Consider the following 19,346-nt stretch of genomic DNA (forward strand, 5'->3'; position numbering starts at 1 on the left):
GATGTTACGCAAGCGCCGATCGGCACTCGTGGCAGCATTGAGGCTGATGAACACCCCCGTGCGTGCCCGCCGTGACCTGCCCGAGTCGCCGTATCTGGCCGCCGCCAGCGGACGCAAGCCCGCCCACGTGCCGGTGTGGTTCATGCGCCAGGCCGGGCGCTCGCTGCCCGAATACCGGGCGCTGCGGGAGCGGCACAGCATGCTGGCGGCCTGCTTCGAGCCCGAGGTGGCCTGCGAGATCACGCTGCAGCCGGTGCGCCGCCACGGCGTCGACGCGGCGATCCTGTTCTCCGACATCGTGGTGCCGCTGCGGGCCGCCGGCGTCGAACTGGACATCGTCGCCGACGTCGGTCCGGTCATCGCCCACCCGGTGCGCAGCGACGCCGACATCGAAGCGATGAAACCCCTTGAGCCTCAAGCGATTGCGCCGATCAGCGAGGCGGTCTCGCTGCTGGTGGGGGCGCTGGGCGACGTCCCGCTGATCGGTTTCGCCGGGGCGCCGTTCACGCTGGCGTCCTATCTCGTCGAGGGCGGCCCCAGCCGCAACCACGCCCGCACCAAGGCGATGATGCTGGCCGAGCCGCACAGCTGGCATGCGCTGATGTCGAAGCTGACCGACCTCACCATCGCGTTCCTGCGGGGGCAGCTCGAGGCCGGGGTGGACGCGATCCAGGTGTTCGACTCGTGGGCGGGGACGCTGTCGCTGGCCGACTACCGCCATTACGTGCTGCCGCACAGCTCGAGGGTGTTCGCCACGCTGTCCGACTACGGCGTGCCCATGACGCATTTCGGGGTGGGGACCGCCGAACTGCTGGGCGCGATGTCGTCGGCGCTGAAATGCGGCATGAAGCCGCGGCAGGCCACGGTCGTCGGGGTGGACTGGCGCACCTCGCTGGCCGACGCCGCCGCCCGGGTCGAGCCCGGCACGGCGCTGCAGGGCAACCTCGATCCGGTGGTGCTGCTGGCGGGCTGGCCGGTGGTCGAACGCAGCGCGCGGGCCGTCATCGACGACGGGCGCCGCGCGGTCGACGCCGGCGCGACCGGCCACGTGTTCAACCTGGGCCACGGGGTGCTGCCCGAGACCGATCCCGCCATCCTGACCGACCTGGTTGCTCTGGTCCACTCGCTATGACGGTCCGCTCGTATTGCGTTGTGGGCGGCGGTATTTCGGGGCTAACGGCGGCATACCGGCTGCGCGCGGTCGCCGGTGACGACGCGACGATCACCTTGTTCGAGCCCGCCGACCGGCTCGGCGGCGTGTTGCGCACCGAGCGGGTCGGCGGGCAGGCGATGGACGTGGGCGCCGAGGCGTTCGTGCTGCGCCGGCCCGAGATGCCGGCGCTGCTGGCCGAGCTGGGCCTGTCGGATCGACAGCTGGCCACCACCGGCGCCCGGCCGCTGATCTACAGCCAGCGGCGGTTGCACCCGCTGCCCACCGGAACCGTCGTCGGGATCCCGGCGTCGTCCGCGTCGGTGGCCGGACTGGTCGACGCGGCGACGGTCGCACGCATCGACGCCGAGCCCGGCCGCCCTTTGGGCTGGCGGCCCGGCAGCGATCCCGCCGTGGCAGAACTGGTCGGCGAGCGGTTCGGCCCGCAGGTCGTGGCCCGGTCGGTGGATCCGCTGCTGAGCGGGGTGTACGCGGGCTCCGCGGCGACCATCGGCCTGCGCGCGGCGGCCCCCAGCGTCGCGGCGGCCCTGGACCGCGGGGCCACCAGCCTGACCGAGGCCGTCGCCAACGGGCTGCCCCCGAACACCGGCGCGCCGGTGTTCGGGGCGATCGACGGCGGCTACCGGGTGCTGATCGACGAGCTCGTCGCGCGCGCCCGGCCGCGCTGGGTGCGCGCCGCGGTGCAACGGCTCGAACCCGCCGGGCCGGGCTGGGCGTTGCTCGACGACACCGGCGCAGGCTGGCACGCCGACGCGGTGGTCTTGGCCATCCCGGCCCCTCGGCTGGCGGCGCTGGTCGCCGAGGTGGCGCCGCGCACCGCCGCCGCCGCGCGCCGGATCGAGAGCGCGTCGTCGGCGGTGGTGGCGCTCGCGGTGCCCGCCGACACCGCGTTCCCGCACTGCTCCGGCGTGCTGGCGGCCAGCGGGGAACCGTTGCGCGCCAAGGCGATCACGCTGTCGTCGCGCAAATGGGGGACCCGCGGCGACACCCAGCTGCTGCGGCTGTCGTTCGGGCGGGCAGGCGACGACCCGGAAAATTCAGCCGCCGGCAGCACCGATGACGAACTGCTGGGCTGGGCGCTGAGCGACCTGGTCGACGTGTTCGGGCTGACCGTCGACCCCGTCGACGCCCGGGTCCAGCGCTGGATCGACGCGATGCCGCAGTACGGTCCCGGCCACGCGGACGTCGTCGCCGAGCTGCGGGCCGGGCTGCCGCCGGGGCTGGCGGTGGCCGGCAGCTATCTCGACGGGATCGGGGTGCCCGCGTGCGTCGGGGCGGCCGGACGCGCGATCGAGGCACTGCGCGCGGAAGTGGCACGATAGGAGCCATGGCCAAACTCGACTACGACGCCCTGAACTCGCAGTTGCGCTACCTGATGTTCTCGGTGTTCTCCGTGCGGCCCGGCGAGCTCGGAGACGAGCGCGATGCCGTGATCGACGACGCGGCCCGGTTTTTCAAGGAGCAGGAGGCGCGCGGCGTCGTGGTGCGCGGCCTCTACGACGTGGCGGGGCTGCGCGCCGACGCCGATTTCATGATCTGGACCCACGCCGAACGCATCGAGGCGCTGCAGGCCACCTACGCCGACTTCCGGCGCACCACCACCCTGGGGCGGGCCAGCGCGCCGGTGTGGAGCAGCGTCGCGCTGCACCGGCCCGCCGAGTTCAACAAGAGCCACATCCCGGCGTTCCTGGCCGGCGAGGAGCCCGGCGCCTACATCTGCGTGTATCCCTTTGTGCGGTCCTACGAGTGGTATCTGCTGCCCGACGAGGAACGCCGCCGGATGCTCGCCGAGCACGGCATGGCCGCGCGCGAATACAAGGACGTCCGCGCCAACACCGTCCCGGCGTTCGCCCTGGGCGACTACGAATGGATCCTGGCCTTCGAGGCCCCCGAACTGGACCGCATCGTCGACCTGATGCGTGAGCTGCGCGCCACCGACGCGCGCCGCCACACCCGCGAAGAGACGCCGTTTTTCACCGGGCCCCGGGTGCCGGTCGAGCAGTTGGTGGCGGCGCTGCCGTGACAACCGCACCCTTCGACCCGACCGATCCCGCCCGCTTCGAGGAGATGTACCGCGACGACCGGACGTCGCACGGCCTGCCCGCCGCCACGCCGTGGGACATCGGCGGCCCGCAGCCGGTGGTGCGGCGGCTGGTCGCGCTGGGCGCGGTCAAGGGCGAGGTGCTCGACCCGGGTACCGGTCCCGGCCACCACGCGATCTACTACGCCTCGAAGGGCTACTCGGCGACCGGCATCGACGGTTCGGCCGGCGCCCTCGAACGGGCTCGCGAAAACGCCCAAAAGGCCGGTGTATCAGTGAATTTCGAGCTGGCCGACGCCACCAAGCTGGAGGGATTCGACAACCGGTTCGACACGGTCGTCGACTGCGCCTTCTATCACACCTTCAGCACCGACCAGGACCTGCAGCACGCGTACGTGCAGGCGTTGCGCCGGGCGACCAAGCCGGGGGCGCGGCTGTACATGTTCGAATTCGGCGAGCACGACGTCAACGGCTTCAAAATGATGCGGTCGTTGTCCGAGGACGACTTTCGCGAGGTGCTTCCAGTCGGCGGGTGGGAGATCACCTACCTCGGCCCGACGACCTATCTGGTCAACATGAGCACCCAGACGATCGAGATGATGGCCGCGCGAAACCCGGACACGGCCGACCAGGCGCAGGCGCTGCTGGACCGCTTCCGGGCGATGGAGCCGTGGCTGGAGGGGGGCCGGGTGCACGCCCCGTTCTGGGAGGTTCACGCGACGAGGGTGGACTAGCCTCCCGGCTTGTCGCGACACATAAACGTCTGCGACGACACGCCGAGACGTGTCGCAACGGTTGATGTCTGGGGGATCCCGCCGCCGGGTAACGACGTCTTCCGTTTGTGGACGAGGTGTTCATCGGCAGCGAGGCGGTGCGGCAGGGGCGGCTGAGTCCCTACCGATTGCGCAAACGGTTTCGCGCGATCTATCCCGATGTCTTTCTCGCGGAGTGCGCGACGCCGTCGCTGCGAACGCGATCGGTTGCGGCGTGGCTGTGGTCGGGGCGACGCGGTGTCGTGGCCGGCCTGGCCGCGGCGGCGCTGCACGGCGCGCGCTGGATCGACGACGACGTCCCCATCGAGTTGATCTGGCGCAACCAGCACGCTCCGGCCGGCGTGATCACCCGTAATCAGCGAGTTCAGCGGGATGAGGTCACCCGCGCCGTAGGTCTGCCGGTGACCACCGTTGCGCGCACGGCGTTCGACCTGGCCAGGCAATTGCCCACGGGCGAGGCGGTGGCGCGACTCGACGCCCTGATGCGGGCGACACCGTTTCGCGTCGGACAGGTGTGGCTGCTGGCCAAGCGGTACCCGGGTGCGCGCGGCCTGCGGCGGCTACGCAGGGCGCTTCCGCTGATCGATGCGGGTGCCGCGTCGCCCAGGGAGACGTGGCTGCGCCTCTTGCTGATCGATGCCGGGCTGCCGGCTCCCGAGACACAGATACCGGTGAATGAGAACTGACGAACCGTCGGCGTCCTCGATATGGGCTGGGAGAAATACAAAGTGGCCGCCGAGTACGACGGTGACCAGCACCGCACCGACCGCCGCCAGTATGCCCGAGACCAGTGGCGGATACGCAGGCTCGAAGCACTGGGCTGGATCGTGATCAGGGTGATCGCCGAGGACACGCCGGCGGACGTCGTGCGACGCGTGCGCGACGCACTCATCGGCCGCGGATGCCGCGAGACATAAGCGGTTGCGATGCGCGTCGGCGTGTCGTCGCAACTGGTTATATGTCGCGGAACGGGAAGTGGGGCTAGCCGCCCGTCGGCACCAGCCGCAGCGAGATCGAGTTGATGCAGTAGCGCTGGTCGGTCGGGGTGGGGTAGCCCTCGCCGGCGAACACGTGGCCCAGGTGGCTGTGGCAGTTCGCGCACAACACCTCGGTGCGCGTCGTGCCCATCGAGTGGTCCGGGCGCAGGATCACCGCGTCGGAGTTCGCGGGGTCGAAGAACGAGGGCCAGCCGCAGTGCGACTCGAATTTCTCCGTGCTGCGGAACAATTCGGCGCCGCAGGCCCGGCACTGGTAGACGCCCTCGGTCTTGGTGTCGGTGTACTCGCCGGTGAACGGCCGCTCGGTGCCGGCGCGGCGCAGCACCTCGAACTCCTGCGGGTTCAGCTTTCGGCGCCACTCGTCGTCGGACAGCTGCACCTTGGGGCGCGACAAGTCGGGGGATGTCATGCGTCCACGCTAGCGCTCTCGCGATCACCGCGCCGCTCCCGCTCGGCCGTCAGCCACGCCGGGTCGATCCCGGAATCCAGCCGGTTCTCGGCCTTGGCGTCCAGATAGCGGAAGTACAGCACGGTGAACGCGACGATCAGCAGCAGCGACCAGCCGTAGGTGATCTTCAGGTAGTGCAGCGCGCGGCCATACCTCATGTAGCGGTAAATCAGCCAGTCGTCCAGCGCCATGAAGCCGTAGATGCCCAGCCACGCCGGCCAATTGCGGATCAGCGAGTTGGGCAGCACCACGGTCATCAGGAACGGGAACAGCATCATCGAGTAGTAGCCCTGGGCCAGCGGCAGCACCAGCCAGGAACACAGCAGCAGCACGCCCGACGAGCTGGCGTACCAGAACAGCGGGTCGCGGGTGCGGTAGTGGCGGTACAGCAGCCACAACGCGGCGATCGCCAGCACGGTGAAGAGCACCCGCAGGAACACGATCAACCACGTGGGCAGCCCGAAGTACACGCCGTTGCCCTCGATCGAGCTGTTGAAATAGTCGCGGACGCCCCCGATGTAGGGCATCGTGCGGGTGACGAAGTCCATCGGGTCGCTGACCAACGGCCACGCGGCCGCGTTGATGGCGATCGGGACGACGACCGCGGGCACCAGCGTGCGCCACTGGCGGTTCAGCAGCGGCAGCAACAGCAGCGGCGCGAGCACCGGTTTGAGCGTCAGCGTGAGCCCGATGACCAGGCCGGCCCACCACTGGTGCCCGACCTTGCCGTCCAGCAGCCAGCGCAGGAACAGCACCTCGGCCAGCAGCACGCAGCCGTTGATGTTGGTGAACACCAGCGTGCTGGTCACGCTCTCGGTGCAGAACATGGCCAGCAGCAGCGCGGGCGCGGCCACCGAGGACAGCGTGAATTTGAACAGGCGCAGCAACAAATACCAGGCCAGCAGGATGGCCACGGTGTTGATCAGGATGAACAGGTAGCGCGACGGCGTGAAGGACAGGTAGCCGAAGGGCGCCATCAGCAGCGTGCCACCGGGCGGGTACAGGTAGTGCGGGTCGACGTAGTCGAAGTGCTCGTTGTAGATGTCCCAGCCGTGCCGGAAGTTCAGCACCGCGCGGTACACCGGTTTGAAGTCGTCGGTGATGTTGCCGTTGAGGGTGAGCACGATGCTGCGGTGCAGCACCGACATGATGGCCACCGGCCACAGCGCCGAGCGCAGTATCGTCGCGGTGCTCGGGGCGCCGGTGCGGGGACGAAAGGCGGCCAGGATCCCGTCGCGCAGGCCGGTTCGGGTCGAGTCAGCTGCGGTCACCAGCGCACCGTACACCGGCACGAGCCGCGAAGTGTCAGGCGGGACAGTAGGTGTCGGTACCGGGCAGCTTGCCGCTGTTGAGGTAGCCGATCAGCGGCGGGACCGCACAGGGCGAGTAGATGCTGGCGCCGTGACCGATGCCCTGCCACATCACCCGCTTGCTGGCCGCGTTGGCGTTGATGATGGTGGCCGCCGTCTGAGCGACCCCCTCGGTGCCGACGATCGGGTCGTTCTGCACGCCCGACACCAGGACGTCGACCTTGAGGCTTTTCGGCGGGGCCGGCGGCGGGATCGTGGGCCAGTGCACGCATTTGACCAAGTTGAGTGCGGCGACGGTGCCGAACTGCGGATAGAGCTTGGCCCACGCCACGACCAGCTCGCGCACTCGGTCGGGGGTGGGGCGGTTGATGGCGTCACTGCAGGCGCTGACGAACTGGCCGTCCGAGTCGGTGACGGCGTACGCGTGGTTGATCAGGTTGTTCAGCTGGTTGGCGTCGCCGGAGCGGGCGGCGGCCAGCGCGTTGGCCAGGCTCGTCGTGGCGGCGACGCGGCCGCCGGACGGGAAGCCCAACGCGGTGGTGATGGCGTTGGCGACCCCGGCCACCGAGGCGCCACCGGGTCCCTTGCCGCCGCGCGCGTCGGCCAGCAGCGCGCTGACGGCGCCCTTCGGGTCGGGGCCCAGCGCGCAGTTGACGGCGACGCACTGGGCGGCGAACGCGTCGAGCGCGGCCTGCTGGCCCTTGACCTGTTGCTCGGCGGCCGCTTCGGCGTTGACGCCCAGGGCGATCGGGGAGTCGAGGATCAGCCGGGCGACCCGGTCGGGCCGCGACGCGGCGTAGGCCAGCGCCACCTGGGCGCCGTTGCCGACCCCGATCAGCGCGACCGCCGGCACGTCCCACAGCGTGCGCAGCCGCTCGAGGTCGGAGGCGGCGTGCGAATTGTCGTAGGAGGACGCCCCCGGGGCGACGGCGTCGGTGCAGTTCGTGGTGGCGGTGTTGGAGATGTCGGAGAGGTTGGCGACCGGGTCGTCGCCCGCCTGGAATTGCGCCTGGTCGCGCATCGCCTGGCGGTCGAGCTGGTCGCGGCAGTCGATGGGGCTCGACATGCCCAGGCCGCGCCGGTCCACGGCGACGACGGGGTGGGTTTGCAGCACGTCGCTGCCCGCCCGGGCCAGCCACACGGGCAACTGTGTGGACGACGGCAGGTCCGAGCCGGTGGTGAGGACGAGCGGTCCCGCGTCGCGCGGCGTCTGGTTCGAGCGGGCGCGCACCACTCCGATGGTCAGGCTTCCGCCCTGGCCGTTGACGGGGTCGAGGTCGCTGTCGTAGGTCGCGCAATCCAGCTGCACGCCCGGCGCCGCGGGGACGGCCGCGTCGGAAAAGACCTTCGACGTGCAGTCGCGCCAGGCCAGGTCGTTCTTGGGCGCCGCGATCGGCGGCGGACCGCTGGGGGGCGGCTTGCTCGGGGCCACGCCCTGCGGGCGGGCGCCGGAGTCGGTCGCGAAGCGCGGGTCCGCGGCCAGGCCGGGAACGCAGCCGGCCACCAGCGCGGTCACCGCGAGCAGCACCGTGGCCGATGCGATCTGCCGCCTCATGCCGACCACAGTAGCTAGGCCTTGACGTAGCGGCCGTAAAGGTAGCCGGCCTCGTCGGTGAGCAGGTGGGCACGGCGCATCCGGGTCATCGCCTGGGCCGGGCCCGCCGCGATGCGCCGCGCCAGCCCGCCGACGAGATACGGCGCGATCGTCAGGCACAGCTCGTCGAGCAGGTCGCGCTCGATGAACGCCCCGAGCAGCGTCGGTCCGCCCTCGGTCAGGATGTGGCGCATGCCGCGCGCCGCGAGCGCGCCCAGCAGGGCAACCTCGTCGACCTTGCCGGGATCGTCGCCGGAGCAGTCGACGACCTCGCACCGGTCCCCGATGAGGCTTCGGGTCTCCTCGGCCACCGCCGCGCAGGTGAGCACCAGGGGCGGCACCTCGGTCCGGGTGAACACGGCCAGGTCCGGTTCGAGGCGACCCGAGCCGGTGACGACCGCCAGCGGCGGGACCTCGCTTTGCCCGCGGGCCTGCCGCTCCTGTCGCTGCGCGACGGCGAGCTGCGCGCCGGAGTATCCCTCGATGCGCACCGTGCCGGCGCCGACCACGATCACGTCGGCCAGTTCGCGCAGCAGGTTGAAGATGTGCCGGTCGCCCGGGCCGCCCATCGCGCCGCTGCTGCCGTCGGCGGTGGCGCCGCCGTCGAGGCTGGTGATGAAGTTCGCCCGCAGCCAGGTGCCGTCGCTGTCCGGATATCCGTAGAGCCGGGAAAGTTCGCCGTCGTCGAGGTCGCGGGCGGACCCGAGCAGCGTCAGCATGGCTTGATTGCAGCACGTCGCTACAGTTCGGTGCATGCACGGGTCCACCTCTGCCGATGCGGCAGGCCCCGTGCCGCGGTTGGTGGACCGGCATCCGAGTGTGTCGCCGGAGCGACTCATCGCCCAATTGCGGCCGCCGCCAACGTTCGCCGACGTGAGCTTTGCCAGCTATCGCCCGGACCCGGCGGAGCCGACCCAGGCCGCCGCCGTCCAGGCCTGTCAGGACTTCTGCCGGCGGGCGGTCGAGCACCGGGCCGGCCGCCGCAAACTGTTCGGAAGGCGGGCCGTGCTGCCCGGGGTCGGCCTCTACCTCGACGGCGGCTTCGGCGTGGGCAAGACACACCTGCTCGCCTCGGCCTATTACCAGCTGCCCGGCGGGGGACCGGAATCACCAACTCCCAAGGCGTTCGGCACCTTTGGTGAGCTCACCCAGCTCGCCGGCGTGTTCGGGTTCGTCGAATGCATTGAGATGCTGGCCGATTACACCGCGGTGTGCATCGACGAGTTCGAACTCGACGACCCCGGCAACACCACCCTCATCTCCCGGCTGCTGTCGTCGTTGGTCGAGCGGGGCGTGTCGGTGGCCGCGACCTCCAACACGCTGCCCGAGCAACTCGGCGAGGGCCGCTTCGCCGCCCAGGATTTTCTTCGCGAGATCCACACGCTGGCAAGCATTTTCACCACCGTGCGAATCGAGGGGCCCGACTACCGGCACCGCGGCCTGCCGCCGGCGCCGCAGCCGCCGTCCGACGAGGAGGTGGCTGCGCGCGCGGCACGGGTCGACGGGGCGACGCTGGACGACTTCGACGCGCTGTGCGCGCACCTGGCCACCATGCACCCGTCGCGGTACCTGGCGCTGATCGAGGGCGTGACGGCGGTGTTCGTCACCGGCGTGCACGCCATCGACGACCAGAACGTCGCGCTGCGGTTGGTGTCGCTGACCGACCGGCTCTATGACGCCGGCATCCCGGTGGTGGCCTCGGGCGCCAAGCTGGACAGCATCTTCAGCGAGGAGATGCTGGCGGGCGGCTATCGAAAAAAGTATCTGCGGGCGACGTCACGGCTGGTGGCGCTGACCCGAGCTCGCGAACCATGAGGTAATCGTTCTCGGTACGGCTGCCCACCCGAAAGGTCCTGGTGCCGCTGATCGTAAAACCGCTCTTGGCGTAAAAGCGTTGTGCGCGTTGATTCGCCTGGTTGACGCCCAGCCACACGCGCCGCGCGCCCCACCCCTCGGCCGTGGCCAGTGCCAGCTCCATCAGCGCCCCCGAGACCCCGCCGCCGTGATGCTCGGCCAGCACGTAGATCTTTGACAGCTCGGCGGCGTCGTCGGTCGCGTCACGAATGAGCATGGCGTAGCCGATGATTCGGCCGCCCCGCGCCGCGGTGATGACCGCGCGGTCCGGATCGGCCAGGTAGTCGGCGAAACGCTCCGCCGACAGGTTGGCGTCAATGAACGACGCGATGTCTTCGGGAGCCGTCGCGGGCGGGCAGGCCAGCGGAAAGGTTTGCGCCGCAACGGCGGCCAGCTCCCCGGCGTCGACCGAGCCCGTCGCGAGCGTCAGAGATTCCATTGGGCGAGGTGGGTGCCCGTCTTCTTGTCCAGCAGGACGACGGTCGAGACCGGGTCGCGGTAGGCGTCCCAATACACCCCGCCGCGCACGATCGCCCCGTTCGGCGCGTTGACGAGCACGTTGTCCAGCGCGTCGGGCGCGTCGGTGGCGCGCGGTGTGTAGGCGTCGGCGAACGGGGTCACTCCGTCGAAGGCGAATTCGGTCGCCATGATGAACGGATTGGGCACCCGGATCGCCCGGATCGTCACGTCGGCGCGGTTGGGGGTGCTGCCGGGAAAGCTCTTGATCGGCACGCCGCTGCGGGTATAGCCGAATCCGGGGGGTGGGTCGCACGGGGCCACGCTGCTGACGGTGACGTCGGCGATGTAGGTGCCGGTGTCCACCCGCAAGGTGTCACCGATGTGGCCGATCGGCGCGTCGCCGGCCCACGCGCGCGGCGCCGCGAGGTTCGCGGCCGCAACCAGCAAGACAGACAAGGCGATCAGCCAGCGGTGCATCCTCGCATGATCGCACACACGCTACGGGGAGGGGGAGGGGTTCTTGCCGCTGGCCAGTGCTTCGAGCACCGCCGCGGCATCGTCGTCAATCCGGTCCTTGTCGACCCCGCATCGGTGCAGCGGCCCGGCGCCGTCCTCGAGTTCGAGCAGCGCCAGCAGCAGGTGTTCGGTGCCGATGTAGTTGTGGCCCAGCCGAAGCGCCTCCCGGAAGGTCAGTTCGAGCGCTTTGCGCGCGGGCCCGCTGAACGGGATGAGCTCGGGCGGTTCGGCAGCCGCCGGGAGGGCGGCAATGGACATGGTGATGGCGGCCCGAAGCGCCTCGATGTCGACCTTCTGCCGTTGCAGCAGCAGCGTGGCCAGCCCGGCCGGGTCGCTGAGCACACCGAGCAGCAGATGGTCCGGCCTGATCTCGCCGTTGCCGGCTTCGTGCGCGGCGTTCTGGGCCGCCACCACCGCACTGCGCGCCCGCGGCGTGAAGCGCCCGAAGCCCTGTTCGGGGTCCAGCGTGGTGGCCTCGGCGCGAGGGACGAACCGCTTCTGGGCGGCCTGTTTGGTGACGCCCATGCTCTTGCCGATGTCGGTCCACGATGCCCCCGCGCGGCGGGCCTGGTCGACGAAGTGCCCGATCAGGTGGTCGGCGATCTCGCCCAGATGCTCGGCGGCCAGCACGGCGTCGGCGAGCTGGTCGAGCACGTCCGGGTGCACCCGCTTGATCGTGTTGATCAGCTCGTCGAGGCGGACGGGATAGGCGATCGGCGTCGGTTCGGACATGCCGTCAACACTAGGTTGACGATAGCGATCGTGTCAACCTCAGGTTGACGCCGATGTGGGGTGCGAAACAGCCCTCCTTCTGCGACGATCAGTGGGCCGTGAAACCGCTGCTCCTGACGATGATCAGCCTCGCCGCCCTGGTCGGCCTGGCCGGTCCGGCGCGGGCAGACTACGACGACGACGCCTTCCTCGCCTCGCTGCGCGCGGCGGGCATCACTTTTCCGGACCCGGGCGCGGCCATCGGGGCCGGACGATGGGTGTGCCAGGCGGTGGGCAGGGGCACGCAGATGGCGGACGTGGTCAAGACCGTCCAGTCGCAGAACCCCGGACTGCACGGCGACAACGCCGCCAGGTTCACGGCGATCGCGGCCAACGTGTACTGCCCCCAATCCCTGCCGGTCACCAGCACGAAGGTCGACGGCGGCGCATAACGCCCCGTCATCGGTTTTTTACATACCCGTCCGCCAACGCCCGGTTAACGAAACCTGTCGTCAACATTTCGCATTTACGCTGCTGTCAAACAACGGCCCAGCTAAGGACGCGATTTGGACTTCGTTCAGGCGCAACTGATCGACCCGCTGAGCGATGCCCTGAATGGCCACGTCCTCGTTTACCTGCTTCTTGGCGTCGGCATCTATTTCACGGTGCGCACCCGATTCATTCAGATCCGGTACTTCGGCCGCATGCTTCGCCAGCTCCGCAGATCCCACCGCCAAGACGGTGGGATCTCCTCTTTTCAGGCCTTCTGCGTCGGCCTTGCTTCGCGGGTGGGTACGGGGAACATCGCCGGCGTCGCGATCGCCCTCACCGTCGGCGGGCCCGGCGCGATCTTCTGGATGTGGGTGGTGGCCGCGGTCGGCATGGCGACGGCGCTGATCGAGGCCACGCTCGCCCAGATCTTCAAGGTCCGCTCCGCCGACGGCGCCTTCCGTGGCGGCCCGGCGTTCTACATCCAGCGCGGCCTGCGCTCGCGGACGGGCGGCGTCTTGTTCGCCGTGCTACTGGTGGTGGCGTTCTCCACCGCGTTCAACATGGTGGAGACCAACGCGATCAGCGGCGTGTTGAAGTCGTCGCACGGCGTCGACGTCGGTTGGACGACAGCGGCTTTGGCGGTGCTGGCCGGGTCGGTGCTGTTCGGCGGGGTGCGCAGGGTCGCCAAGGTCGCCGAACTGATCATCCCGGTCGTCGCGGTGATGTATGCGCTGCTGGCGCTGACCATTGTGGCGGTCAACATCACGGCACTGCCGGCCGTCATCGAGGAGATCGTCGGCGGCGCGTTCGGAATCCGCCAGCTGGCGGGCGGCTTCGCCGGCGGCATCGCGACGGCCATGCTGACCGGGGTGAAGCGCGGGCTGTTCGCCTGCGAGGCGGGCATGGGCAGTTCGCCCAACATCGCGGGCACGGCGACGGTGTCCCATCCGGTGGAGCAGGGGCTGATTCAGTCGCTCGCCGTGTTCGTCGACACCATGGTGATCTGCACGGCGACCGCGTTCATCGTGCTGATGTCGGGCCCTGGCGTTTACGATCCGGCCCACACCGGAGCGGTGGCCGGGGCGAGCCTGACCGAGTCGGCGATCGCCGTCGGCCTCGGATCGTGGACCACGGTGCTGATGACGGCCGTCGTCTTCGTCTTCGCGTTCGCCTCGGTGCTCAGCAATTACGTCTGCGCCGAGGCCAACCTGTTCTTCCTGGGCGGCCGCCACCTGGCGATCAACGTCCTGAAAGTCGTGACCCTCATGGCCATCGTCTTCGGCGCGATGTCTCAACTCACGGTGGTCTGGGCGCTCGCCGATCTCGCGATGGCGCTGATGGCCATCGCCAACCTGGTCGCGATCTGCCTGTTGGGCAAGTGGGCGTTCGCGGCGGTGCGCGATTTTCAGCGGCAGTCCGCTCGGGGCGTGATGCCGGTCTTCGTCGCCAGCGCGGCCGGGCTGCCCGGTGATCTCGACGGCGACATCTGGGAAATCCCGGAGCGCCGCCCGGTCGGCGCCCTGCCCGAGTCCTTGCGGATGAGCCGGCCGGCGGCTTAGCCGACGCCGGGCCAAGAAGCGCTGACGCGCAAGGGCTTTCGCTAGGCTGGCTCGCTCACGATGCGGCCCACGCGTCAGCGGGGCGGCTTGGCCGAGTAATCCGTTGCGGGGCGATCCGAAAAGACGGGAAGTTGAGTCGGTTCCGGGTCACGATCGCTGTCGGCCACAACCTCGGGCTCGTAGCGATGTGAAAACAAATCCGATGAATTCATCGGGCGGGGTCCTTAAATTGGTGGGTTTGGGCGAAAACGTTGATCTGTCGAGAGCAGCACGATCGGTTCTGAGCTGCTCATCTGCGGACAAAATGCCCAAGGTGGCAGGCCCAACACGAACGGCCTACCAACCAATCTACACGGGAGCCTCGCCGGCGACGCCGCGGCGAACGACTGGCGGCGTTCGGTCAGCTCCGACGAACCAGCCCGGTGGCCGGCCGTCGCGCCCGTTGCCGCGGCGACTCGCGGCAATAGGCTATGTGGTCATGCGCGCCGATCCGGGGCCGCTGACGTGGGCCGCCCTGGTCCAGACCTGGCGTCTGGACCTGGTCTCCGCAGCGGTCATTGTGGTGGTGGCCACCACATATGCATGGTGTTACCGGCGGGGCCGAAGCGTGGAGCGACCGGTCGGGCCCGCGCAGGTCGGCTGTTTTGGGACCGGCGTCGCGCTGTGGGCGCTGGCGACCATGAGCGCGGTCGGCGCCTACGCCTACGCCCTGTTCTGGATGCGCGCACTGCAGGTGCTGGTGCTGCTCTACGTCGCGCCGTTTTTCCTGGCGCAGGGCAAGCCGGTCACCGTGGTGCGCGACGCGCTCGACTCGGCCGGGCGCGACCGCGTCGACCGGCTGTTGGCGACCCGGTTCGCGCGCGTGCTCGCCCATCCGTTGACCACGTCGCTGGCGATGCTGGGCACGCCGTGGCTGCTCTACCTCACACCCTGGTACCCGGCGTCCCTCGACCACGAATGGATCGGCGCAACCACGCGTATCATGTTGGTGGCCATCGGTTTTGGTTATTTCTACGCTCGACTGCAAGCGGATCCCGTTCCCCGCAGGTACCCCCAGGCGATCTCGTTGCTCATCACGGTCGCCGAGGCGCTTGGCGACGGCGTGCTGGGTTTGGTCATCTGGCAGGGTTCCTTGATCGGTGCGGCGTACTACGCGGCATTGCACCGCTCGTGGGGGCCGGATCAGCGGCTCGACCAGACGATCGGCGCCGGCGTCGTTTGGATCCTCGGGGACCTGGTCGGTTGGCCGTTCGTCCTGTTGCTGATGCGCGCGCTGTCCCGCGACGAAAAGGCGCACGCGGTTGAGGTCGACGCCGAGTTGGACGCGGCGGAAGCGGATCAGGGCGAAGCCGCCGCGCAGTCGGGATTGTGGTGGGAGAACGACCCCGAGCTGCGCGAACGGTTCCGGCGCGGCTAGCCCGCCCGGGATGCGGGTCCGCCGCGAGTCTGGGACGATCACGAGGTCATGAAAGTGCTGCGGGGGGGGGGCGCACGCCGACCAAGACCCCACCACCGATCCGGCGACCGACGCCGACTTCCTCGCCGCGCTCAGATTCGCCGGAATCACCTACCAGGATCCCAACGCCGCGATATCGGCCGCCAAGACGCTGTGCCAGTTGGAGGACACCGGATCGTCCGAGGACGAAATCATCGGGAACCTTCAGCAGCGCAACGGGTTCAGCGAAAATGGCGCGGCCAAATTCACGGTGATCGCCCTCGGTGCCTACTGCCCCAAGTACATCACCGGCGAAGGTCGCGGCCCCAAACCCGAGGGTGCGGCCGGCGATTAGCCCCGGCTAAACCGCGCGGCCCTCGATGATGCTGAACCGCGAGGCGGTGTCGACCACGCCGACCATCTCGAATCCGGCCGCATCGAACAGGCGGCGGTACTCGGTGGCGGTGCGTTCGCGGCCATTGTTGACGATCAGCATCTCCATGTCCGTCCACTTGGCGATCGACCCGCTGTCGTCTTCGGGGATGACGGTCTCGACGAGCAGTAACGCGGCGCCGGCGGGGGCGGCCGACCGCACGTTCCGCAGGATCCGCAGCGACGCGTCGTCGTCCCAGTCGTGGATGATGTGCTTGAGAACGTAGGCGTCGGCGCCGGTCGGGACGCTGTCGAAGAATGAACCCTCGGCAAGCCGGACCCGTTCGGCATGGGTTTCCCGCAGCAGCGCCGGTGCGCCCGCGAGCACTTCGGGCAGGTCGTACAGCACCCCTTGGGCGTCGGGTGCCGCTGCCAGGATCGCGGCGAGCAGCCGGCCGTGGCCGCCGCCGACGTCGACGATGGTGGCGAACCGGGTGAAGTCGTAGGCCTCGACGACGGGTCCGATCGACAACCCGGACATGCCCGTCATGGCGTCGTTGAAGATCTGGCCGAACTCGGGCTCGTCGCCGAGGTAGTCGAAGAATTCCTTGCCGCGCAGTCCGGGAACGACCGAGGTCCCGGTTTTGATCGCCTCCGTCAGCAGGCTCCAATGCTCGCGGTGTTGCCGCGCGCCGATGAAGCGCGCCATCGGCGCCATGGACACCGGGGCATCGGAGCGCAACAGCTCGGCCATCGGGGTCAGCTCGTAGCGGCCGTCGTCGCGTCGCGCGAAGATGCCTTGGCCGATCAGGGCCCGCAGCAGCCTGCCCAGCGCGTCGGGATCGGCCCCGACCTTGCCGGCCAATTCGTCGAGCGGCAGCGGTCCCGCGGACAGCGCGTCCGCGACGCGAAGGTCGGCGGCGGCGGTGATGCCCTGCGAAACCCACGCGGCGAGGATCAGCTCCTGCATTACCTCCGCCGGGGAAGCGGTCGTTCCGTCGGGTGAAGTCATGTGCGGAGTCTCCCACGTGTCTCGGGTGGCCAAGGCCGCGGCGGTCCGCTATGTTGCGCCGAGACGTCGGCGCCTGCCGACCGCGCCCGAAGGAGCCAAATGGTGATGAAGGTATCGGTGATGGCAGCCGGCCTGGTGGCGAGCGCCCTGATCGTCGGCGTCGCGGGCTGCGGCAGCAACAAGTCGTCGGGCCCGGCGTCGTCAACGTCGTCGGCGACGTCGACCTCCGCCGCGTCGTCGTCGGCCGCGTCACCGACGTCGAGCACCGGTGCCGCGCAGCCCTCCGACTACAGCAACCTGCTGATCAAGCCGACCGACATCGTGGTGCCCGGCGACACCTTCACCCTGTTCCAGACGCTGCCGGTGCCCAACCCGGCGGGAACAGAAGGCGTGTTCATGAATCAGGGCGGTAACCGCAAGATCGACGACACCATCTACGTCTATGCCGACGCCGGCGCGGCCTCGCAGGCGCTCGACCAGAGCGCCAAGGGGATTCAGGAGCTCAGCGTCAAGGCCGCCCCGACGCCGGCCGACGTCGGCACCAGCGGCCAGCTGGCGGTGGGCCCGTCGCCGGACGGCTCGAAGTCGAAGGCGATCGTGATGTTCACCGAGGGCAAGGTCTTCACGGTCCTTGAATTCGAAAGCGCGCCAAACGATGCGCTGCAACCGGACTTCGTTCTCGACCTCGCGAAGAAGCAGGACGCGGCCATCAAGAGCGGGCTGCCCTCCTGAAGGCCGTCACGGCGCTCGGCGCGGCCGGGCTGTTGGGCTGGGGCGGCGCGCGGGCGGTGGCGGCCCGGATACGACGCAACCCGGATCCCTTTCCGCGCGAACGGCTTACGGCGGAGCCGGAGGGTGAGCACGTCCTCATCGAGCGCCCGGACGGCACGGTGCTCAGCGCTGTGGCCGCGGGGCAGGGGCCGCCGGTGATCCTCGTCCACGGCTACACCGCCCGCGTCCTCGAGTGGAATCTGGTGTGGGACGAGCTGCAGGCGCGGGGGTTTCGCGTCATCGCCTTCGACCAGCGCGGCCATGGGCGCTCCACCCTTGGCTCCGACGGAATCGGATCCGAACCCATGGCGGCCGACCTCGCCGCGGTCCTCCAGCATTTCGACGTTCACGACGGCGTGCTCGTCGGCCACTCGATGGGCGGATTCGTCAGCATCCGTGCGGTGCTCGACCACGCCGACCTGGCGCGCCGGTTGCGCGGGCTGGTGTTGTTCGCGACGTGGGCGGGCCGGATCCTGGACGGCGCCCCGCAGAACCGGCTGCAGATCCCGCTGCTGCAACTCGGCATCCTGCAATCGCTCGTGCGCAACCCGACCGTCGCCGCGCTGTTCGGTGCCGCGCAGTGCGGGGCGCGCCCGTCGCCGGCGATGGTGTCGGTCTTCATGGAGGCGTTCAACCAACACCTGGACGAGCACGGGCCCCTGCTGCCGATCGTGCGGGCTTTCTCGCGGGAGGATCGATACCCGCGGCTCGGCGAAATACGGGTGCCGACCGTGGTCATGGTCGGCACCGCGGATCGCACCACGCCGCAAAGTCATTCGCGCCGGCTTGCCGACGGTGTCCCCGGGGCGCGGCTGGTGAGCGTGCCCGACGCCGGCCACCTACTGAATTGGGAAGCGCCCGATGAGCTGATCGAGGTCGTCGAATCGTTTCACTGAGTCGCGGCGCGCGCACTCCAGGTGAAGCTGTGCATCTCGGGGATCCGTGGCGCCAGCGCGGCCGCCACGCTGCGACCGATCTGATCGGCCTCTGCGAGCGGGGTTTTCGGGTCGACGAAGCCCTCCACCTCGACCCGTAGGGTCCGCCCGGTCCAGCGCGCGCGGGCGTGCGCGTGCATCACACCGGCAACCGCGGCGGCCGCCGTCTCGGCCGTCGCGATGATCTCGGGGTCGACGCCGTCGAGCAGCCGGTGCGCGATGTCGGCCGTCACCTCCCAGCCGACGTGGCAGATGAACGCGGTGACGACGATTCCGGCGACCGCGTCCGCCCACGCCCAGCCGATCGCCACGCCGATCAGGCCCAGCATCGCCCCGGCCGAGGACAACGCGTCGAGCCAGGAATGTTTCGCGTCGGCCACCATGGTCGCCGAGCGAATCCGCCGGCCCACCGCCAGCTTGTATCGCGCCACCAGCTGGTTGCCCGCGATGCCGGCGGCCGCCGCGGCGATGCCCCAGCCCAGGTGCCCGGTGGCGCCGTGACGCAGCAGCTTGGTGACGCTCTCAAACCCGGCGACGGCCGCGCTGCCCCAAATCACGAGCGCCACACCGATTCCCGCGAGGTCTTCGGCGCGCTCGTAGCCGTAGGGGTAGCGTTCGGTGGGGATCCTGCGGGACGCCCGGAAACCCACGAACACCAGGGCGCTGGTCGAAACGTCGGACAGGTTGTGCAGCGCATCGCCGAGCAGTGCCACCGATCCCGACACCAGCGCGATGGCCAGTTCGACGAGGCCGGTCAGGGCCAGGCCGGCGGCGCTGACCGCCACGGCGCGGTTGGCCTGGCGACGCTCGTGCGCGTCGTCTGTCACCGTGTCGAGGGGGAAACTCGCCGCCGGGTCGCGGACTCCGCTGATCGCATGCATGCCAACTAATATGC

Annotated in this window: 17 protein-coding genes and 4 pseudogenes; 12 read left to right on the forward strand and 9 right to left on the reverse strand. The window is 69.7% G+C overall.

What is annotated here, in order from left to right; translation table 11 throughout:
* The first annotated feature begins 58 nt into the window (after positions 1 to 58).
* From hemE to MTAB308_RS05875, 5 genes and pseudogenes are all read left to right on the forward strand, one after another.
* Positions 59 to 1,132, forward strand: a complete 1,074-nt coding sequence (hemE, locus tag MTAB308_RS05855; protein ID WP_108637236.1) for a uroporphyrinogen decarboxylase — start codon at positions 59 to 61, stop codon at positions 1,130 to 1,132.
* Positions 1,129 to 2,493 (forward strand): protoporphyrinogen oxidase, encoded by a 1,365-nt coding sequence (locus MTAB308_RS05860; protein WP_077098574.1) that lies wholly within the window; start codon positions 1,129 to 1,131, stop codon positions 2,491 to 2,493. The genes hemE and MTAB308_RS05860 overlap by 4 nt, the downstream gene beginning before the upstream one ends.
* Positions 2,494 to 2,498: 5 nt before the next feature.
* Entirely contained in the window at positions 2,499 to 3,194 is a 696-nt protein-coding gene (gene hemQ, locus MTAB308_RS05865) for a hydrogen peroxide-dependent heme synthase (RefSeq protein ID WP_077098575.1), read from the forward strand.
* 44 nt (positions 3,195 to 3,238) lie between these two features.
* Positions 3,239 to 3,946 (forward strand): class I SAM-dependent methyltransferase, encoded by a 708-nt coding sequence (locus tag MTAB308_RS05870; RefSeq protein WP_077098936.1) that lies wholly within the window; start codon positions 3,239 to 3,241, stop codon positions 3,944 to 3,946.
* A gap of 107 nt (positions 3,947 to 4,053) precedes the next feature.
* A pseudogene (locus tag MTAB308_RS05875) lies at positions 4,054 to 4,902 on the forward strand (endonuclease domain-containing protein).
* 64 nt (positions 4,903 to 4,966) lie between these two features.
* Here MTAB308_RS05875 and msrB read toward each other — a convergent pair.
* The 4 genes from msrB to MTAB308_RS05895 are packed head-to-tail and all read right to left on the reverse strand — an operon-like array spanning position 4,967 to position 9,054.
* Entirely contained in the window at positions 4,967 to 5,377 is a 411-nt protein-coding gene (gene msrB, locus MTAB308_RS05880; protein ID WP_108637237.1) for a peptide-methionine (R)-S-oxide reductase MsrB, read from the reverse strand.
* 11 nt (positions 5,378 to 5,388) lie between these two features.
* A complete protein-coding gene (gene aftC / locus MTAB308_RS05885) occupies positions 5,389 to 6,717 on the reverse strand; it encodes an arabinofuranan 3-O-arabinosyltransferase (RefSeq protein WP_077098937.1) in 1,329 nt (442 codons plus the stop codon).
* A gap of 19 nt (positions 6,718 to 6,736) precedes the next feature.
* The gene (locus MTAB308_RS05890) at positions 6,737 to 8,296 is read right to left on the reverse strand and encodes an alpha/beta fold hydrolase (protein ID WP_077098577.1); all 1,560 of its coding nucleotides are present in this window, start codon (positions 8,294 to 8,296) and stop codon (positions 6,737 to 6,739) included.
* 14 nt (positions 8,297 to 8,310) lie between these two features.
* Complete coding sequence (locus MTAB308_RS05895; protein WP_245831284.1) at positions 8,311 to 9,054, reverse strand: pyrimidine reductase family protein; 744 nt, start codon at positions 9,052 to 9,054, stop codon at positions 8,311 to 8,313.
* 3 nt (positions 9,055 to 9,057) lie between these two features.
* On the opposite strand from MTAB308_RS05895, the pseudogene zapE reads away from it, so the two are divergent.
* Positions 9,058 to 10,150 (forward strand): annotated as a pseudogene (gene zapE / locus MTAB308_RS05900) (cell division protein ZapE).
* Here zapE and MTAB308_RS05905 read toward each other — a convergent pair.
* The 3 genes and pseudogenes from MTAB308_RS05905 to MTAB308_RS05915 all read right to left on the reverse strand — a co-directional run.
* Positions 10,134 to 10,628: pseudogene (locus MTAB308_RS05905) on the reverse strand (GNAT family N-acetyltransferase); the annotation flags it as partial. The pseudogenes zapE and MTAB308_RS05905 sit on opposite strands and share 17 nt — an antisense overlap.
* Positions 10,616 to 11,125, reverse strand: coding sequence for a hypothetical protein (locus MTAB308_RS05910; RefSeq protein ID WP_077098580.1), 510 nt, complete (start codon positions 11,123 to 11,125; stop codon positions 10,616 to 10,618). The gene MTAB308_RS05910 and the pseudogene MTAB308_RS05905, both read right to left, overlap by 13 nt.
* A gap of 21 nt (positions 11,126 to 11,146) precedes the next feature.
* On the reverse strand, positions 11,147 to 11,896 hold the full coding sequence (locus tag MTAB308_RS05915; RefSeq protein ID WP_077098581.1) for a Clp protease N-terminal domain-containing protein: 750 nt from the start codon (positions 11,894 to 11,896) through the stop codon (positions 11,147 to 11,149).
* Between the two features lie 98 nt (positions 11,897 to 11,994).
* Between MTAB308_RS05915 and MTAB308_RS05920 the strand changes: the two genes are divergently transcribed.
* The 4 genes and pseudogenes from MTAB308_RS05920 to MTAB308_RS28830 all read left to right on the forward strand — a co-directional run.
* Entirely contained in the window at positions 11,995 to 12,327 is a 333-nt protein-coding gene (locus MTAB308_RS05920; protein WP_425436193.1) for a DUF732 domain-containing protein, read from the forward strand.
* A 114-nt stretch (positions 12,328 to 12,441) separates the two neighbouring features.
* Positions 12,442 to 13,926: an alanine/glycine:cation symporter family protein gene (locus MTAB308_RS05925; RefSeq protein ID WP_077098582.1), complete on the forward strand. Its 1,485-nt coding sequence runs from the start codon at positions 12,442 to 12,444 to the stop codon at positions 13,924 to 13,926.
* A gap of 478 nt (positions 13,927 to 14,404) precedes the next feature.
* Positions 14,405 to 15,343 (forward strand): cytochrome c oxidase assembly protein, encoded by a 939-nt coding sequence (locus MTAB308_RS05930; protein WP_077098583.1) that lies wholly within the window; start codon positions 14,405 to 14,407, stop codon positions 15,341 to 15,343.
* A gap of 121 nt (positions 15,344 to 15,464) precedes the next feature.
* Positions 15,465 to 15,716, forward strand: a pseudogene (locus MTAB308_RS28830) (DUF732 domain-containing protein); the annotation flags it as partial.
* Positions 15,717 to 15,722: 6 nt separating this feature from the next.
* On the opposite strand, the gene MTAB308_RS05940 reads toward MTAB308_RS28830, so the two are convergent.
* Positions 15,723 to 16,745, reverse strand: coding sequence for a methyltransferase (locus tag MTAB308_RS05940; RefSeq protein WP_083746442.1), 1,023 nt, complete (start codon positions 16,743 to 16,745; stop codon positions 15,723 to 15,725).
* A 105-nt stretch (positions 16,746 to 16,850) separates the two neighbouring features.
* On the opposite strand from MTAB308_RS05940, the gene MTAB308_RS05945 reads away from it, so the two are divergent.
* Positions 16,851 to 17,477 carry a hypothetical protein gene (locus tag MTAB308_RS05945; RefSeq protein ID WP_077098941.1) on the forward strand — a complete coding sequence of 209 codons (627 nt, stop codon included), beginning with the start codon at positions 16,851 to 16,853 and terminating at the stop codon, positions 17,475 to 17,477.
* A 56-nt stretch (positions 17,478 to 17,533) separates the two neighbouring features.
* Positions 17,534 to 18,412 (forward strand): alpha/beta fold hydrolase, encoded by an 879-nt coding sequence (locus MTAB308_RS05950; protein ID WP_245831286.1) that lies wholly within the window; start codon positions 17,534 to 17,536, stop codon positions 18,410 to 18,412.
* Here the strand turns inward: MTAB308_RS05950 and MTAB308_RS05955 are convergent.
* On the reverse strand, positions 18,406 to 19,332 hold the full coding sequence (locus MTAB308_RS05955; RefSeq protein ID WP_077098585.1) for a cation diffusion facilitator family transporter: 927 nt from the start codon (positions 19,330 to 19,332) through the stop codon (positions 18,406 to 18,408). The two genes, MTAB308_RS05950 and MTAB308_RS05955, sit on opposite strands and share 7 nt — an antisense overlap.
* Positions 19,333 to 19,346 lie beyond the last annotated feature (14 nt).

The organism is Mycobacterium terramassiliense (assembly GCF_900157385.1).
GTDB classification, from domain to species: domain Bacteria; phylum Actinomycetota; class Actinomycetes; order Mycobacteriales; family Mycobacteriaceae; genus Mycobacterium; species Mycobacterium terramassiliense.

What these genes read in the sequence shown, in the direction of transcription:
- MTAB308_RS05860 (WP_077098574.1), top strand. Translation starts at nt 1,129, where the DNA reads ATGACGGTCCGCTCGTATTGCGTTGTGGGCGGCGGTATTTCGGGGCTA.
- hemQ (WP_077098575.1), top strand. Translation starts at nt 2,499, where the DNA reads ATGGCCAAACTCGACTACGACGCCCTGAACTCGCAGTTGCGCTACCTG.
- MTAB308_RS05870 (WP_077098936.1), top strand. Translation starts at nt 3,239, where the DNA reads ATGTACCGCGACGACCGGACGTCGCACGGCCTGCCCGCCGCCACGCCG.
- MTAB308_RS05890 (WP_077098577.1), bottom strand. Translation starts at nt 8,296, where the DNA reads ATGAGGCGGCAGATCGCATCGGCCACGGTGCTGCTCGCGGTGACCGCG.
- MTAB308_RS05895 (WP_245831284.1), bottom strand. Translation starts at nt 9,054, where the DNA reads ATGCTGACGCTGCTCGGGTCCGCCCGCGACCTCGACGACGGCGAACTT.
- MTAB308_RS05910 (WP_077098580.1), bottom strand. Translation starts at nt 11,125, where the DNA reads ATGCACCGCTGGCTGATCGCCTTGTCTGTCTTGCTGGTTGCGGCCGCG.
- MTAB308_RS05915 (WP_077098581.1), bottom strand. Translation starts at nt 11,896, where the DNA reads ATGTCCGAACCGACGCCGATCGCCTATCCCGTCCGCCTCGACGAGCTG.
- MTAB308_RS05930 (WP_077098583.1), top strand. Translation starts at nt 14,405, where the DNA reads ATGCGCGCCGATCCGGGGCCGCTGACGTGGGCCGCCCTGGTCCAGACC.
- MTAB308_RS05940 (WP_083746442.1), bottom strand. Translation starts at nt 16,745, where the DNA reads ATGACTTCACCCGACGGAACGACCGCTTCCCCGGCGGAGGTAATGCAG.
- MTAB308_RS05945 (WP_077098941.1), top strand. Translation starts at nt 16,851, where the DNA reads ATGAAGGTATCGGTGATGGCAGCCGGCCTGGTGGCGAGCGCCCTGATC.
- MTAB308_RS05955 (WP_077098585.1), bottom strand. Translation starts at nt 19,332, where the DNA reads ATGCATGCGATCAGCGGAGTCCGCGACCCGGCGGCGAGTTTCCCCCTC.